At 61.7% G+C, this 16,200-nt stretch carries 17 protein-coding genes; 10 read left to right on the top strand and 7 right to left on the bottom strand.

All coding sequences use genetic code 11. The annotated features are described in order from the left end of the window. Window positions 1-55: 55 nt before the first annotated feature. Genes CHB75_RS02915 through CHB75_RS02905 form a run of 3 tightly spaced genes read right to left on the bottom strand, consistent with a single transcriptional unit; the run spans window position 56 to window position 2,384 of the window. Entirely contained in the window at window positions 56-1,177 is a 1,122-nt protein-coding gene (locus CHB75_RS02915; RefSeq protein ID WP_089269037.1) for a CaiB/BaiF CoA transferase family protein, read from the bottom strand. Then, entirely contained in the window at window positions 1,174-1,836 is a 663-nt protein-coding gene (locus tag CHB75_RS02910) for a DsbA family protein (RefSeq protein WP_089269036.1), read from the bottom strand. Before CHB75_RS02910 ends, CHB75_RS02915 begins: the two co-directional genes overlap by 4 nt. A 32-nt stretch (window positions 1,837-1,868) precedes the next feature. Next, window positions 1,869-2,384 (bottom strand): DUF721 domain-containing protein, encoded by a 516-nt coding sequence (locus tag CHB75_RS02905; protein WP_089269035.1) that lies wholly within the window; start codon window positions 2,382-2,384, stop codon window positions 1,869-1,871. 93 nt (window positions 2,385-2,477) lie between these two features. Here CHB75_RS02905 and mutY point away from each other — a divergent pair, with 93 nt between their 5' ends. The 3 genes from mutY to CHB75_RS02890 all read left to right on the top strand — a co-directional run bounded on the left by mutY (window position 2,478) and on the right by CHB75_RS02890 (window position 5,196). Next, window positions 2,478-3,533, top strand: a complete 1,056-nt coding sequence (gene mutY, locus CHB75_RS02900; protein WP_089269034.1) for an A/G-specific adenine glycosylase — start codon at window positions 2,478-2,480, stop codon at window positions 3,531-3,533. Between the two features lie 133 nt (window positions 3,534-3,666). Beyond that, entirely contained in the window at window positions 3,667-4,587 is a 921-nt protein-coding gene (locus CHB75_RS02895) for a manganese-dependent inorganic pyrophosphatase (protein ID WP_089269033.1), read from the top strand. Window positions 4,588-4,788: 201 nt separating this feature from the next. Next, window positions 4,789-5,196, top strand: coding sequence for a hypothetical protein (locus tag CHB75_RS02890; RefSeq protein WP_141135065.1), 408 nt, complete (start codon window positions 4,789-4,791; stop codon window positions 5,194-5,196). Between the two features lie 159 nt (window positions 5,197-5,355). Here the strand turns inward: CHB75_RS02890 and CHB75_RS02885 are convergent, their stop codons facing one another. Next, complete coding sequence (locus CHB75_RS02885; RefSeq protein ID WP_089269031.1) at window positions 5,356-5,820, bottom strand: NUDIX hydrolase; 465 nt, start codon at window positions 5,818-5,820, stop codon at window positions 5,356-5,358. Window positions 5,821-5,985: 165 nt separating this feature from the next. Here CHB75_RS02885 and CHB75_RS02880 point away from each other — a divergent pair, with 165 nt between their 5' ends. The 6 genes from CHB75_RS02880 to CHB75_RS02855 all read left to right on the top strand — a co-directional run bounded on the left by CHB75_RS02880 (window position 5,986) and on the right by CHB75_RS02855 (window position 10,925). Then, window positions 5,986-6,858, top strand: a complete 873-nt coding sequence (locus CHB75_RS02880; RefSeq protein ID WP_089269030.1) for a TIGR01459 family HAD-type hydrolase — start codon at window positions 5,986-5,988, stop codon at window positions 6,856-6,858. A 242-nt stretch (window positions 6,859-7,100) separates the two neighbouring features. Then, window positions 7,101-7,796: a helix-turn-helix transcriptional regulator gene (locus CHB75_RS02875; protein WP_089269029.1), complete on the top strand. Its 696-nt coding sequence runs from the start codon at window positions 7,101-7,103 to the stop codon at window positions 7,794-7,796. A gap of 136 nt (window positions 7,797-7,932) precedes the next feature. Further along, on the top strand, window positions 7,933-8,376 hold the full coding sequence (locus CHB75_RS02870; protein WP_089269028.1) for a MaoC family dehydratase: 444 nt from the start codon (window positions 7,933-7,935) through the stop codon (window positions 8,374-8,376). Between the two features lie 109 nt (window positions 8,377-8,485). Next, window positions 8,486-9,418 (top strand): bifunctional riboflavin kinase/FAD synthetase, encoded by a 933-nt coding sequence (locus tag CHB75_RS02865; protein ID WP_089269027.1) that lies wholly within the window; start codon window positions 8,486-8,488, stop codon window positions 9,416-9,418. Beyond that, window positions 9,415-9,885: a YcgN family cysteine cluster protein gene (locus CHB75_RS02860; RefSeq protein WP_089269026.1), complete on the top strand. Its 471-nt coding sequence runs from the start codon at window positions 9,415-9,417 to the stop codon at window positions 9,883-9,885. The genes CHB75_RS02865 and CHB75_RS02860 overlap by 4 nt, the downstream gene beginning before the upstream one ends. After that, entirely contained in the window at window positions 9,885-10,925 is a 1,041-nt protein-coding gene (locus tag CHB75_RS02855; RefSeq protein WP_089269025.1) for a threonine aldolase family protein, read from the top strand. The genes CHB75_RS02860 and CHB75_RS02855 overlap by 1 nt, the downstream gene beginning before the upstream one ends. Before the next feature lie 52 nt (window positions 10,926-10,977). On the opposite strand, the gene hspQ is transcribed toward CHB75_RS02855, so the two are convergent. Then, window positions 10,978-11,304 (bottom strand): heat shock protein HspQ, encoded by a 327-nt coding sequence (gene hspQ / locus CHB75_RS02850; protein ID WP_089269024.1) that lies wholly within the window; start codon window positions 11,302-11,304, stop codon window positions 10,978-10,980. Between the two features lie 288 nt (window positions 11,305-11,592). Here hspQ and CHB75_RS02845 point away from each other — a divergent pair, with 288 nt between their 5' ends. Continuing rightward, window positions 11,593-12,183, top strand: coding sequence for a transglycosylase SLT domain-containing protein (locus CHB75_RS02845; protein WP_089269023.1), 591 nt, complete (start codon window positions 11,593-11,595; stop codon window positions 12,181-12,183). Window positions 12,184-12,214: 31 nt separating this feature from the next. Here the strand turns inward: CHB75_RS02845 and CHB75_RS02840 are convergent, their stop codons facing one another. Beyond that, window positions 12,215-12,814: a LolA family protein gene (locus CHB75_RS02840; RefSeq protein ID WP_089269022.1), complete on the bottom strand. Its 600-nt coding sequence runs from the start codon at window positions 12,812-12,814 to the stop codon at window positions 12,215-12,217. 295 nt (window positions 12,815-13,109) lie between these two features. Next, window positions 13,110-16,184, bottom strand: a complete 3,075-nt coding sequence (locus tag CHB75_RS02835) for a DNA translocase FtsK (RefSeq protein WP_089269021.1) — start codon at window positions 16,182-16,184, stop codon at window positions 13,110-13,112. Between the last annotated feature and the right edge of the window lie 16 nt (window positions 16,185-16,200).

Below are 16,200 nucleotides of genomic sequence, written 5' to 3'. Positions count from 1 at the left end.
CCCGCCCGGCTTGCGTCGTGGCGACGCTAAAACCGATGGCCTTCAGCCTGAAGACTCAGGCCTCACCCAGCTTTGGTGACGCCCTGTCCAGCACCAGATCCGCATCCGAGAACTTGAACGGTGCGCGCAGCCCGGGAACACCCTCGGGCGTGATCTGCATGCCGCGCGCCTGAACCTGCGGATCGGCCATCACTTCGGCCATGTCGTTGATCGGACCGGCGGGCACACCCGCCCCTTCGCAGGCAGCCAGCAGATCGGCCTTGGTCATGCGCAGGGTTGCTTCGGTCAGACGGCGGATCATCTCGGGCCGGTTCGCCACACGATCAGCATTGGTCAGATACATCGGATCCTGCGCCATATCCTCCAGCCCCAGCAGACCACAAAGCCGCTGATACTGCGGATCATTGCCCGTCGCGATGATGATAAAGCCGTCCGAACAGTCAAACACCTGATAGGGCGTCAGGTTCGGGTGATAGTTCCCCGTCCGCCCCGGGGGCGTGCCGGTCGCCAGATAGTTCATCGCCTGATTGGCTGTGACGGACACCGCCACATCCAGCAGCGCCATATCGATATGCTGGCCCCGGCCGGTCACCGAACGCTGGTAAAGCGCGGCCAGAATACCGGCCACCGAATAGACCCCGGTAAAGATATCCGTCACCGCCACGCCCGCGCGCTGGGGCTGACCATCAGGGTCGCCGGTGATCGACATCAGGCCGGACATGCCCTGAATGATATAGTCGTACCCGGCGCGATGCGCATAGGGGCCGTCCTGCCCGAAACCGGTGATCGAACAGTAGATCAGACGCGGATTGACCTCAGACAGGCTGGCATAATCCAGCCCGTATTTGGCAAGCCCGCCAACCTTGAAATTCTCGATCAGGATATCGGCATCGCGCACCAGATCGCGCATCTGCTCCTGCCCTTCGGGGCTGGCCAGATCGACGATGACCGAAGCCTTTCCCCGGTTGCAGGAATGGAAATAGGCGGCGGTATGATCATTATCCCGGTCGATGAACGGCGGCCCCCACTTGCGGGTGTCATCGCCCTGCGGCGCCTCGATCTTGATCACCTCGGCGCCTAGGTCCGACAGAGTCTGACCGGCCCAGGGGCCGGCCAGGATGCGTGCAAGCTCGATGACCTTCAGTCCGGCCAGCGGGCCCTTGGGTGCAGATGTCATTCAGCCAGCTTTTCGTCCAGAATGGCCGAGAAATCGGCATAGTTCATGTTGGAATACTTCTTGCCGTCGATCAGAAAGGACGGCGTCGATTCGATCTCGTCGCGGGTCGCGTTTTCCTGATACCAGCCGACAAGCGCCTTCAATTTGTCGCCGTCACCCAGACAGGCGTCCAGCTGATCCTTGCCGATGCCCGCCTTCAGGCCGATCTTGCGCAGCCCGTCAGCAATCGCGCCATCCGATCCGGCCCGCGACCAGTCGGCCTGCTCGTCATACAGCATGTCCGCGATGCCAAAGAATTTGGTCGGCTCGCAGCGTGCGATCATTGATCCCCACATGCCGTACTTGTCGAAATAGACTTCGCGGTAGGTGAACTTGACCTTGCCGGTGTCGATGTAGTTTTCCTTGAGCTGATCATAGACCGTCGCGTGGAAATTTGCACAGTGCGGGCAGGTGAACGACGCGTATTCGATGACCTCGATCGGTGCGTCTACGTCGCCCTGATACATGTCAGCGACTTCGATTTCCGTTCCGGCCACTTGCGCCACGGCGGCGCCCGGCAGGCTGATTTCGGAACCCGAATTGCGTGGCTGGGTCAGCAACCAGCCGCCCCCTGCGATCAGTGCCAGCGCCAGCAGCGCGACGGGAAGCATCCGTTTCATGAGCAAGTCCTTTTTACTGTCAGAAGGGGCCGTCAGGCCCGGTCTTTCGATCTGGTTATTATGTTTGTGGCCAAACGTTCAAGCGCGGAACGCAATCCTTCATCCGCAACGCCCCCGGTGGTGGCACGTGCATGTTCAACGGTGGCGGCGTCCGGTTCCGCCGGTGCCTTCGCCTTGGTACGCTGATCAAAGGACACGTTTCCTTCGGCAAAACCGATAGCGGCGGTCTGGGTGATCCGGATGCGCGCGATGGCATTGTAGCCGTAAACCGCGTTGACCTTTTCGCGCAGCTTGACCTTCTGCATCTCAAGCATCGGCGCATTGGCCCCCGTGGTCAGCAGCGTCAGCGTCGCCCCCATCCCGCCCCGGCCATAGCCGATTTCGACAGGCCGCGAGATGGCGGCGATATCCTCGCCTGCGATTTCGGACCAATGGGTCAGCAGCCGCGACTGGGCAAAGCCGCGCGCCTCGCTGGTACGCCGAATCTGCCCCTGAAGAAGGGACGATGTGCGGGCGAATCCGCGTGTGCTGCTCGGGCGTCGGGCCATGGGTTGAATCCCCTCTCAAGGTGCTATTCTAGTGTCCCGGGCCACAAGCGCCAGCCCGGATGACCCCCGGGCCTTTGGGACGTGTTCAAACTTATGTCAAAGCCGCGTGAACCTGCCGATCCATCGGCTCTGCTCGAATGGTACGACCGCCATGCCCGCGCCATGCCCTGGCGCGTCGGGCCATCGGCGCGCGCGCAGGGCCAGCGCCCGGATCCCTACCGCATCTGGCTGTCCGAAATCATGTTGCAGCAGACCACCGTCGCCGCCGTCAAAAGCTATTTCGAAGCCTTCACCGCCCGCTGGCCGCGTGTAACAGACCTGGCCGCCGCCGAAGATGGAGACGTCATGGCCGCCTGGGCCGGTCTTGGCTACTACGCCCGGGCTCGCAACCTGCTCAAATGCGCCCGCGTCATCACCTCCGAACACAATGGCATCTTTCCCGACGATCCCGCGGTCCTGCTGACCCTGCCCGGCGTCGGCCCCTACACGGCGGCGGCAATATCGGCGATCGCCCATGACCTGCCCGAGACGGTTGTGGATGGCAACGTGGAACGGGTGATGTCCCGGCTTTACGACGAACACACCCCCCTGCCCGCGGCGAAACCGATCCTCACGGAATATGCCCGCGCCCTGACACCGCAGCAGCGCCCCGGCGACTACGCTCAGGCGGTCATGGACCTTGGCGCCACGATCTGCACCCCGCGCAACCCGGCCTGCGGGCTCTGCCCCTGGCGGCAATCCTGCACCGCCTGGGCGATGGGCACGCAGGCTGAACTGCCCAAAAAATCTCCAAAGGCGCGCAAACCCACCCGGCTGGGCTATGCCTACCTCGTCCGCCGCGTCGATGGCGCATGGCTGCTCGAACGCCGCCCGGACAAGGGGCTGCTGGGTGGAATGCTCGGCTGGCCGGGGTCGGACTGGAATGATGCACCGGAAGAGGCACCGCCGATCCGCGCCGAATGGAAGACGATAGAAGCCGAGGCGCGCCACACCTTCACCCATTTCCATCTGCGCCTCACGGTCAAGACCGCGCTGGTCCCGATGGAACGGCAGCCCAGCCGCGGCGAATTCATCGAATTGGAGGCCTTCGACCCCACGGACCTGCCAACGGTGATGCGCAAGGCCTTTGACCTGACCCGAAGCAAGTAGCCTCCCGCCTGCCCGACGCCCACGGCCCCTGATCCGCGCCCTGCCCCGACACACCCGCGCAGACGGGTGACAATGCGCAACGGCCCTCATATAACGCCCGCGACACAGTTTTCCGCAACCGCGAGGACCCATCATGACGACGCAAGTGTTTGGCCACAAATCCCCCGATACAGACAGCACCGGCAGCCCGATCATCTGGGCCTGGTACCTCACCCATATTCGCGGCGAAGCGGCAACGCCTGTCCTGCTGGGCGAACCCAATACCGAAGCGGCCTTCATGCTGAGCCACTGGAACCTCGACAAACCCGAAATCATCGGCGACGTCGCCGAAGGTGCTCCGGTCTTCATCGTCGACACCAACAACCCCGCCGAACTGCCCGCCAGCATCAACAAGGCCGACATTCGCGGCATCATCGACCATCACAAACTGGTCGGCGGGCTGGAAACCAAGGGCCCGATCGAGATCCGCATGGAGCCGCTGGCCTGCACCGCGACGATTATGCACAAGATCATCGGCGATGACCTGTCCCAGGCCCCCCGGGGCATCAAGGGCGCGATGCTGACCTGCATCCTGTCCGATACGCTGGAATTCCGCAGCCCGACCACCACGGACGAAGACAAGGCCATCGCCCTGTCGCTCGCCACCGAACTGGGCATCGATATCGCCACCTTCGCCGCTGAAATGTTCGCCGCCAAATCCGATGTATCGTCGTTCAGCGACGCCGAACTGCTGCGGATGGATTCCAAGGAATACACCGTGGACGGCAAGGAATTCCGCGTTTCCGTGCTCGAAACCACCGCGCCCAAGATCGTGCTGGACCGCAAGGACAGCCTGATGGCCTCGATGGTCGATGTCGCGGCCGAAGACGGCGCCGATCAGGTGCTGCTGTTCGTCGTGGATATCCTCAACGAAGAGGCAACGCTGCTGGTCCCGAATGACCTTGTCAAAACCGTGGCCGAGAAAAGCTTTGGCGTCATCGTCACCGGCGACACGGTCGTCCTGCCCGGCGTGATGAGCCGCAAGAAACAGATCATCCCCTTCCTCAAGGTCTGATCGTCGCGCGCCCGAGATTTTAAAGGGGTCGCTACTGCGGCCCCTTTTTCGTTGTCAGGGCTTGGCGCCGGGTGGTCATGGTCCGAACGACCGCTTGGGGTCCTTGTGACAAATGCTGCATAGGGCCGAAGTGACGGCTTTTAGAATGCAGTTGCTTCGAATACTGTTGAATTAAAATAACCGATCGAAATGGAAAACATCATGGACGGGTCGCCGCACGTGTTGGAAGTGTTGCTCGGTCTTTTGGCCGCATCAATCTTTGCAATCTTGGCTATGTATGTAGGTGGCCAGTTCTTTGAATGGGACATACCCAGTGATGCCCCAATTTGGCTTGGCCTGTTCATCTACATTGCATTCGGAGGATTGTTGGCTCTTCTCTTGGGCGTCCTTGCCTTGTTATTGTGGGTTGTCTTGTGCTGGCGGCGATCCTTTATTTCATGGTTGGTGCCGCCGATCATCGGCTCAATTATCCTTGGAGGCTTTCTTGGTTTTTCAGGTAACTTGACCTACGCACTGTTCGGCTTCGCTGTAGGGGGGTCTGCTGGGACTGTCTTCTGGCTGGTTACCGTCGGTAAGGAACGTCGAGTCTTTTTAGCATTCAAGTCCTGATCAATCTGCCCTGCCTTAAGGGTGCTGATGTGTACCGGAAAATTTCTCAAAGCTGCCATTTAGGCGATTGCAGCGGAAACTCGCCCTGACCGGAATGACCACCGCCCGGCCTTGGTGCGACGGTCCGTGCTGAGCCAATATGGCTTTGCCCCTGCGGATCTAAATATTCTCAATCAGAAGATGTTTGCTTGGGGGTCTCTTAACGAACTCGTCTTCTATCCATCTGAGAACGCGCCGTTGCCCGCCAAAGGCGACCAGCTCAATAGCCTCCCCGAAACTGACCCATCGGTATTCACTATGTTCATGGTTTAATGACACCTTCGCGGAACTGTCGATGAATGCAACAAACACTGGTGCAATCGTAATCGCGTCGCGATCCGCTTCATAGAATTGTTCGCAAGTATCGCCCGAATATAGGGCGTCAGGCTTCAATCCAGTCTCTTCATCCAATTCACGCAAGGCAGCTTGCCAAGCTGTTTCACCTTCCTCGATGCTTCCCACCACCTGACACCACTCGCCTACCAAGGTTCGTGTTCTTTTTAGGAGTAGAACCTCATGCTGCGCCTCAGTTTTTCGGACCGCGACAAGCGATGCAATGAATGACCTAATTGCAATTTCGGCCATGACGACTACCCCGCATCTGATGATTTATCGCCCTGTTTAGGTGATCGCGGGTGATTGGCAAAGCGTCCGCTTGGTCGCGCACCCCCGACATTCCAGTGGTCAGCGGGGCGGGGCCGGTCCATAAGGTCGCAACACTTATTTTCCGAGGTGCAGGAGCCCGCCCAGATGACCCAACTGATCCAATCTCTCTCTGAAATCTCCGACCGGTACGACGCGCTTTTCGTTGACCTCTGGGGCTGCGTGCATGACGGGGTCAAGGCGATCCCCTCGGCGGTTGCAGCGCTTCAGACCTATCGCAAGGGTGGCGGGGCCGTGATTTTGGTCACCAACTCGCCCCAGCCGCGCGCCAATGTCGAAAAGCAGCTGGAACGGTTCGGCGTGCCCACCGACGCTTGGGACAGCATCACCACCAGCGGCGATTCCGCCCGCGCTGCAATGTTCGAAGGCGTCATCGGTGAAAAGGTCTGGTTCATCGGTCAGCCGCACGAACAAGGCTTCTTTACCCCGCTCAAGGTTGTCACCAACCCGGTCGACATCACCCAGGTGCCGCTGGATCAGGCCGAAGGCATCGTCTGCTGCGGCCCCGAAGACCCCAATGCCGATCCTGCCGTCTACCGTCCGCAGTTCCTGCTGGCCAAGCAGAAGGGGCTGAAGCTGCTCTGCGCCAACCCCGATATCGTTGTCGACCGTGGCGATTCGCGGGAATGGTGCGCTGGTGCGCTGGCGCAGCTATATACCGAGATGGGCGGAGAGAGCCTTTATTTCGGCAAACCCCACCCGCCCATCTATGACCTCGCCCGCCGCCGTCTGGCGGAACTGGGCCGGGATGTCGGCACGAACGGGATCCTCGCCATCGGTGACGGCATCCACACCGATATCTCGGGCGCGATGGGCGAAGATATCGATTCGCTGTTCATCACCGGCGGGTTGGCTGCGGCCGAGACAAAGACCACGGAACAGCCCGACCCTGACGCCCTGAACGCCTATCTTGACCGCGCCCAGACCCATCCCAATTTTGCCATCGGCTTTCTGCGCTGAAAAAACCGCCGCAGGGTTTCGATCAGACGCACTGACACCAGACGTGGCGGCGTCACGCGGCGCGGCGCCTCCGCCCCGGGTGGCGTGCTGAGCAGTCCGATACCAAGGCGCTGACGGTCTGAATGGCGGTGCATGGCGGGTTCCTGTCTGTCCAGTTTCCATGCAACCCTGACAGCAGGCCCCTGACACACCCTGTCAGGGGCACCTGCTAGAACGGCAGCAGCCAAGGCAAGGAGGCCCCGATGGAACGCACCAGCCGGTTGTTCGAGCTGATCCAGACCCTGCGCGCCGCCACTGGGCCCCTGACCGCCGAAAGGTTGGCCGAAACGCTCGAGGTATCGGTGCGCACGGTCTACCGCGACATGGCCTCGTTGCAGGCGATGCGCGTCCCGGTCGAAGGGGCCTCTGGTCTGGGCTATGTGCTGCGCCGTGGCTACGATCTGCCGCCGCTGAACTTTGACACCGAAGAAATCGAGGCCCTGCGCGTCGGCCTGGCGATGCTGGCCCGCACCGGCGACACATCGCTTGAACAGGCCGCGCGGCGTGTGTGTGACAAGGTCGAGGCCCTGCACGGCCCTTCGGACTGGCTGGTCGTGTCCCCCTGGGGCGCCCCACGCGACGATCCGGCCCTTGGCTGCGTGTCCAAGGCACTGCTGCGCGACGCAATCCGCGCCGAACGCAAGCTTGAGTTGGTCTACAAGGACAGCGAAGGGACCGAGACTCGGCGCATCGTCCGCCCGCTGGCCGTGAATTATCACATCGAATGCGTGATGCTGGCCGCCTGGTGCGAATTGCGCGGGACCTTCCGGCATTTCCGCTGCGACCGGATCGAATCCTGCACCGTGCTGGATGCTTGTTTTGCGGGGCAGGGCGCAACCCTGCGCAGCCTCTGGGCTGAGCAGGAAGCAGGCAACAACGCTGCCCCACCTGCGGCATAATCATCATAAAGTTGCTGTTTCGACGAATTGGCCGAAGGTAATGCTTGATTTTCTGCACCTGCGAAGTAATTAAGTTACCTCAGAGCGGCGCAAATGCGCCCATTTATTACCGGGCCGATAACTGATGGGGACTGACATGTTCGACAATCTGCCGCGCGGAACGATCTGCATCGAAGATATCGAGATGGGGATGACCCGCCATCTTCGCAAACAGATCACCGACCGCGATATCGAATTGTTTGCCGAGGTTTCGACCGACCGCAATCCCGTTCACCTGGACGATGACTATGCCAATGACACCATATTCGAGGGGCGTATCGCCCACGGTATGCTGACCGCCGGCCTCATTTCGGCGGTGATCGGCGAACAACTGCCCGGCCACGGCACGGTCTACATGGGCCAGACGCTGAAATTCCTTGCCCCCGTCCGGCCCGGCGACATGGTCTATGCCGAGGTCAAGGTGATCGACATCGACCTTGCCAAGCGCCGGGTCAAACTGGAATGCCATTGCGCCGTCGACGGCAAGAAGGTGCTAATCGGCGAAGCAATGGTTCTGGCCCCCAGCCGCAAGTTCGACTGACGCGAAAACGACCAAAGCAAAGATGCCCGCCCGGACGACGGCGCGGCACCACCATTTCCGGCGCTTACCGTCTTGCGCTGCCCCCGATGCCCGGCTAACCCTCGGCGCCATGCGGATCATCCGGGATTATCAGTTCGTCGAGCCACGCGACCGGGGGGCCAGCGCCGCCATCGGTAATTTTGACGGCGTACATCTGGGCCACCAGGCGGTCATCGACCTTGCCCGACAGGCCCTGCCCGATGCCCCGCTGGGCATCGTGACCTTTGAACCTCATCCGCGCGAATTCTTTCACCCAGACTCCAAACCGTTTCGCCTCATGGGGTCCGCGGCCCGCGCCTCGCGTCTGGCCAAGCTGGGCGTCGACCGGTTGTACGAGCTGAACTTCAACACCGCCCTTGCCGCCCTGACACCACAGGCCTTTGCCCAAAAGGTGCTCGCCGACGGATTGGGCCTGCGCCATGTGGTTGTTGGCGCCGACTTCTGCTTTGGCAATCACCGTGCCGGAACCGTTTCAGATCTGCAGCGGTTCGGCGCAGAGATGGGGTTTGGCGTCACCGTGGCGGAACTGGTCGAAAACGCCGCCGGGCGGGTCAGCTCCACATCAATCCGCGCCGCCCTGACCGAAGGTCGCCCGCGCGACGCCGCCACACAGCTGGGCCACTGGCACCGCATCGAAGGCACCGTGATCGGCGGCGAACAGCGCGGTCGCGAACTGGGTTTTCCCACCGCAAACATGAACATCGACGGGTTGCATCCGCCTAAATTCGGCGTCTACGCCGTATTGGTCGAGGTCACCGATGGCCCCCACAAGGGGCGCTATCAGGGCGCGGCCAGCATCGGAGTACGGCCGATGTTCGGCACCAACCACGCAAACCTCGAAACCTACCTGCTCGATTTCAAAGGCGACCTTTACGGCGCCAACCTGTCTGTCGCACTGGTCGAATACCTGCGAGGCGAGGAAAAGTTTGACGGTCTCGACGCGCTCATCACCCAGATGCACGCCGACGTCGCGCGCACCCGCCAGATTCTGGATACATTATGAGCGATCCGATCCCCCGCACCGGGCTGAAAAAACGTTTCTGGGAAAAGAAAAAGCTTACCCAGATGTCACCCGAAGAATGGGAAGCCCTCTGTGACGGCTGCGGCAAATGCTGCCTGAACAAGCTTGAGGACGAAGACACCGGCCATGTGGAGCTGACCAAGGTGGCCTGCCGCCTGTTCGACGACACCACCTGCCGCTGCGCGCAATATCCGATCCGCCACCAGTTCGTGCCCGAATGCATCGTGCTGAAGCCATCCAATATCGACACCCACGCCTACTGGATGCCCAAGACCTGCGCCTACCGCCTGCTGTGGGAGGGCAAGCCGCTTTATGACTGGCACCCGCTGATTTCGGGCACGCCGCAGTCGGTCCACGACGCAGGCGTCTCCATGCAGCACCGCACCGTCGCCGAGTTCGAGGTGAACGAAGAGGACTGGGAAGACTACATCATCGAGGAGCCGACCTGATGTTCTTTGCCTCCGACAATTCCGGCCCCGTCCCACCGCAGGTCATGGCGGCCCTGACCACGGCCAACACCGGCCACGTCATGTCCTACGGCACCGATGCCCTGACCGACGCCGTCACCGACCAGATCCGCACCCTTTTTGAGGCCCCCGATGCTTCGGTTCATCTGGTGGCCACAGGCACTGCGGCGAACTCTTTGGCGCTCGCCACGCTCTGCCAGCCCTTTGATACGGTCTTCTGCTCCCCCGTCGCGCATATCCACGAGGATGAGTGCAACGCCCCGGAATTCTACACCGGCGGCGCCAAGCTGACGCTGGTTCCCGGCGACGACCGCATGACCGCAGACGCCCTGCGCATCGCGATCAAGGGGCAGGGCAACCGCGGCGTCCACGGCCCGCAACGCGGCCCGGTCTCGATCACGCAAGTCACCGAACAGGGCAATCTCTACAGCCTTACCGAGCTGCGCGCCCTCGCCACCGTGGCCCAGAACTACGATCTGCCCGTCCATCTGGACGGTGCCCGTTTTGCCAATGCCTGCGTCGCACTGAACTGCACCCCCGCCGAAATGAGCTGGAAGGTCGGCATAGACGTCGCCGTCTTTGGCGGCACCAAGAATGGATTGATGGGAGTCGAGGCGGTGATTTTCTTCAACCCCGCCCATGCCCGCGCGTTTGAACTGCGCCGCAAGCGGGGCGCGCACCTGTTTTCGAAACACCGCTACCTTGCGGCACAGATGTCGGCCTATCTTCAGGATGATCTCTGGCGCGATCTTGCGACCACCGCCAATGCCCGCTCGGCCCAGCTTCTGGACGGGCTTCAGGGACTGGCAGAAATCCGCAACGATGCCCGCGCCAACATGATCTTTGCCGCCCTGCCCCGCGCTCTGCACCAAAAGGCCCAGGCCGCCGGCGCGCAGTACCACATCAGCGGGGACCTGAACGGCGAAGACCCCGACGGACTGCTCACCGCCCGCTTTGTCTGCGACTGGTCCATCGACCCAACGGATATCGAGGCCTTCCTCGATCTGTTGGGAAAAGCCTGACCGTCGGCCGGGGGCAGCGCCCCCGAAACCCTGCGCCAAACGCGCAGGCGATTCAGTTCATCTGGAAATGCAGCTCATAGCTGCCATCCTGGAAGGCACCGAACAGATCGGGAATATCCGGATGGTCCACAGGCTCACCCGAAGAATCCGCGACCAGATTCTGTTCGGACACATAAGCCACGTAAAAACTCTGATCGTTTTCCGCCAGCAGATGGTAATAGGGCTGATCCTTTATCGGACGGCTGTCCTCGGGGATTGCTTCGTACCACTCATCGGTATTGTTGAATTCGGGATCGACGTCAAAAACCACCCCCCGAAAGGGGTGCTTGCGATGGCGGACGACCTGTCCAAGATGATATTTTGCTTGCTGGGTGCTCATGATCACTGGCCTCTACAGAGGGTTATTAATCCTTTCAATGGCAGCTTGTCCAATCCTTGCATATCCTGACGGGGGAAACATACCGTGACCGGGATTCACAAGATGCGCGCCAAAGCCATCTGACCCGGGGAAAAGGCCGCAGCCCGTAGGGGTTTCGCAGTCAATGACGGCAAGGAAGCAATAGCCCCGCCGCCGAGGGAGTCCGCTCTTGATGGATTTGTGATTTCCTCCGGGGCCCTGATCGGCTACAGTTACGCAAAATAAAAAACTACAAAAAGCGAGAGGCAGATGAGCAGAACTCTTCGCGCACTGGTGATCATGTTGTTGACGGCGTCCTGCGGCGGCGGCGGAGATCGCTCTGCGCCCCGAAATCTCGACAACGCCTGCGCAATCGTCCAGGAGCGTCCGCAATATACCCGCGCCTTCCGCGCCGCGGAACGCAAATGGGGCGTCCCGATGCACGTCCAGATGGCGACGATCTATCAGGAAAGCAAATTCATCTCGGATGCGCGCACACCGTTCCGCTATTCCCTCGGGGTCATCCCGATGGGGCGGCAAAGCTCGGCCTTCGGATATTCGCAGGCACTGGACGGCACCTGGGACGAATACCTCGTCGCCACAGGCAAACGCCGCGCCCGGCGCGACAGCATCGACGATGCCGCCGACTTCATGGGCTGGTACATGTCCCAGACCCGCAACGCACTCGGGATCCCGATGTCGGACGCACGTAACCACTATCTGGCCTATCACGAAGGTCGGACCGGTTATTCCCGTGGTTCCTACAATTCCAAGGCCTGGCTTATGCGCGTCGCAGGTGAAGTCGGCCAGCGCGCAGTGACCTACCAGTCACAGCTCGCAAGCTGCCGCGCGGCACGCTGAAACAACAGCGCGCGCGGCGTCCGACGTTTTCCTAGCGGCCGTTGTTGGCCATCTCGGCGTGCACATCGAACAGCGCGTTACTGACCTCGGTCCGGTTCAGGTCGCCCAGTACCACCGTGGTGAGCGACCCGCTGGAATCCTTGATGATCCACTGCCGCAACTCCACCGGGCCATCGGTGAACTTCATCTCGATGCTGCCGTATTCAGGCCGCTTTGGATCCTGCGCGACCACAGTCGTCGCCGTACCGTCATAGGTCAGCCCCTGAACCATGTCCGCCTGCCCCAGATTGACGTTGCGCGCCAATATGATGCTCAGCGGCGTCTGGCTCAGCGGATAACTTTCCGGCGCTCCACCCAGCTTGCGATCCAGAATCACCACCTGACCGGAATTGGCCATGACCAGCGCCTGTTCCGGCGGATTATACTCGAACCGCACGCGCCCGGGCCGCTTGATGTAGATCGTCCCGGTCGAGATTGAGCCATCGCCGTTGATCTGCGTAAACGCCCCCTGCGCGGATTGCAGATCGTTAAGGTAGGCCGATATCTGGTTCAGCGACAGCTTTTCGGCCGCAGCGGGAAGCGCCGTGGCAAGTGTCACGGCGGCGGCGGTCATAAGGGCGGCAAGTTTCATGGTGTGTCCTGTCTGCTCGGTCTGGTCGGGGGCTTGATGCCTCAATCCGGACGGATATGCGATATCAGCGCCCTGTCATTGGATAAAAGCACCCAGCACCCAACGATCAAGGGGGCAGACCGGTTCCCACCCAAAGGCCGGGGGCGCTACCCCCATCGCCTATCAGGCGATAACACAGTACCGCAGCAACGCGGACAACAGTTGGCCAAAGGAGTCAGGGCGCAACAAGCGCGGAGGTGACGGGCAACGCCCGTCACCGAGATATCTGCGCAGGCGGCACGCCTGCTCCGCGGGATCAATTCTGTTCGGGGACAAGGATCTCGCGCTTGCCGACGTGGTTGGCTGAACTGACCACGCCCTCGTCCTCCATCTGCTCCACAAGGCGCGCCGCCTTGTTGTAACCGATGGCCAGCTTGCGCTGGATGTAGGATGTCGAACACTTCCGGTCCTTGATCACGATCGCCACAGCCGTGTCATACAGCGCGTCCTCGCCATCCGTATTGCCGCCAGTCCCAAGGCCCAGCACCGCGTCGATGTCCGCTTCGCGATCATCATCCGGCCCTTCGACCACCCTGCCGATATAGTCCGGCGGACCAAAGGCCTTGAGGTGGTTCACAACCTCCTCGACCTCTTCGTCCGAAACGAAGGGCCCGTGACAGCGGATGATCTTGGACCCGCCGGCCATATACAGCATGTCACCCATACCCAGCAGCTGCTCGGCGCCCATTTCGCCCAGAATGGTGCGCGAATCGATCTTTGACGTCACCTGGAACGAAATCCGCGTGGGGAAGTTCGCCTTGATCGTGCCGGTGATCACGTCGACCGAAGGCCGCTGCGTCGCCATGATCAGGTGGATGCCGCTCGCCCGCGCCATCTGCGCCAGACGCTGGATACAGGCCTCGATCTCTTTGCCTGCGACCATCATCAGGTCGGCCATCTCGTCGACGATCACCACGATATAGGGCATCTTCTTGGGCTCGAACTCTTCGCTCTCGAATATCGGCTCGCCGGTGTCGTCGTCAAACCCGGTCTGCACCGTGCGTTCGAACATCTCGTTGCGGCTCAGGGCATCCGCTACACGGCCATTATAACCGTCGATGTTGCGCACGCCCATCTTGGACATCTTGCGATACCGTTCCTCCATCTCGCCCACGACCCATTTCAGCGCCACAACGGCCTTTTTCGGGTCGGTCACCACCGGCGACAGCAGGTGCGGAATGCCGTCATAAACCGACAGTTCCAGCATCTTGGGGTCGATCATGATCATGCGGCAGTCATCCGGCGTCAGCTTGTAAAGCAGTGACAGGATCATCGTGTTGATCGCTACGGACTTGCCCGAACCGGTGGTACCCGCAATCAGCAGGTGGGGCATCTTGGCGAGGTTGGCAACAACCGGGTCGCCGCCAATATCCTTGCCCAGTGCCAGCGGCAGCTTCTGGTTGCCGTCGCCATAATCCCGGCTCGACAGGATTTCGCGGAAACCCACCATCTCGCGGTTGTCATTGGGCAATTCGATGCCGATGACCGACCGGCCCGGGACGGTGGACACACGGGCGGACAGGGCAGACATGGACCGTGCGATATCGTCCGCAAGGCCGATGACCCGCGACGCCTTGAGGCCCGGCGCAGGCTCCAGTTCATACATCGTGACAACGGGGCCGGGGCGGACCGAAACGATCTCGCCCTTGACGCCATAGTCGTCCAGCACGGATTCCAGCATCCGCGCGTTCTCTTCCAGCGATTCATCCGACAGGTGATGCCGGGTGATCGTGTCCGGGTTCAGCAGCAGGCTCAGCGGCGGCAATTCGTATTCCAACGACTCCTTCTCGTCGAAACTCAGGCGCGGCTCAGATTCCTCCTGCGCGCGGCGCGACGGCTGGATCGGCTTGCGGATCGGCTGCTGCACGACTTTCTTTGGCGCGGCGACAGGGATGGCCGGGCGCGCGGTTTCGGCCTGATAGGACATAGCGTCGTAATCATCCGCCTCGGCATAATCGTCGTCGTCGTCCTCGGGCGCGGCCTGATAGGACAGCGCATCGGTTTCGTCGACATGGGCGATGGAGGAATAGTCGCGCTCATCGCCGTCTTCGTCGATATCGACGTCATCCACATAGATCGGCGCCGGGGGAACGGCCCCGCCACGCCGTGCCACCATCGCCCCCCCCGAGGCCGCAGGCAGCGCCCCAGCGCGCGACGCGACCAGTCCGGCAGCAGCAGCCGCGACGGTGGGCACCACGCGCGGTGCAGTCACCGGCGGTTCCGGCGGCAGCGCCGAGGCGCGCGGCGTAGGTGCCACGATCAGAGGTTCGGGGCGACGACCGCGCCCCTTGGTCAGCGGCGTTTCCGCGGCGATGCGGGCCTCGGGCGTGGACCGAAGGCGCGTCTTGATCACATCGGCAATCTTGGCGCGGATGCGGTCGTCACCGGGCATCTCGTCGACATCGGCCACCGATTGCATCTCGACCAACTCGGGCTCCGGCATCGGCTCTGTGCGCTTGATCATCTGCGGCATGCGCGACAGAAAGCTTGGCTTTTCCGCAACGGGTTCAAGCACCTCGTTATCCATATCCTGCGCAGCAGACATCCGGCGGCGCACCGATGACGCCGGCACGGCCTCTTGTGCGGCGGCCCAGGCGGCTGATTCCGCCTCTTCCTGACGGCGGCGTTCACGGCGTTCGGCATGGGCCAACTGCATGGCCTGCGCCCCCTGCACCGCACCACTTGCTCCGCGACCAAGCAGCGTCAGCAGCGTGGCATAGGCCATGACAAGGCTGACTGTCAGGAACCGCGCAATCGCACGCAGTTCCGGCGCGGTAAAGCCCAGCACGAAGGCGCCCATCGTCACGATCACCGCGCCCAGCACCAGCAACAGCAGCTTGATCCCGATGCTGGCCCCCACCGGCAGGATGTTCAGCAGCGTGCCCATCATCATGTCACCGAACAGACCGCCCAGACCGAAACTGTGGCTCCACTCAGGTCCCACCGACTGCCCTGCAGCATAGACGGAACCGACAGCGACCCAGATCGGCGCAAAGATCAGGCAGGACACGGCACGTTCGTCACCCCGGTGGACCACCATGCGCAGCCCCCAGACGATCAGCGCCAGCGCGATACCCCAGCTGCCCAGACCCACGATCATGAACAGCGGTGCTGCGATCGACGCGCCGATCCGCCCCATCATGTTCTGCACCGGCGCATCCGTGGCCGACATGAAACTGGGATCATCCGGCGTGTAGGACGCGATCATCGCAGCCGCCATGCATCCCAGAACGACAAGCAAAAGGCCCACCAACTCCTTGCCGCGCTTTTCAATCGCCGCCTGCATGTCGCTGTCAAAAAGAGGATCGCGCCCCCGAGCCTGATATGCCATCTTTTTCTTCGCCTCT

The organism is Puniceibacterium sediminis (assembly GCF_900188035.1).
Taxonomy (GTDB): domain Bacteria; phylum Pseudomonadota; class Alphaproteobacteria; order Rhodobacterales; family Rhodobacteraceae; genus Puniceibacterium; species Puniceibacterium sediminis.
This window is presented reverse-complemented; position numbering and strand designations above follow the sequence as displayed.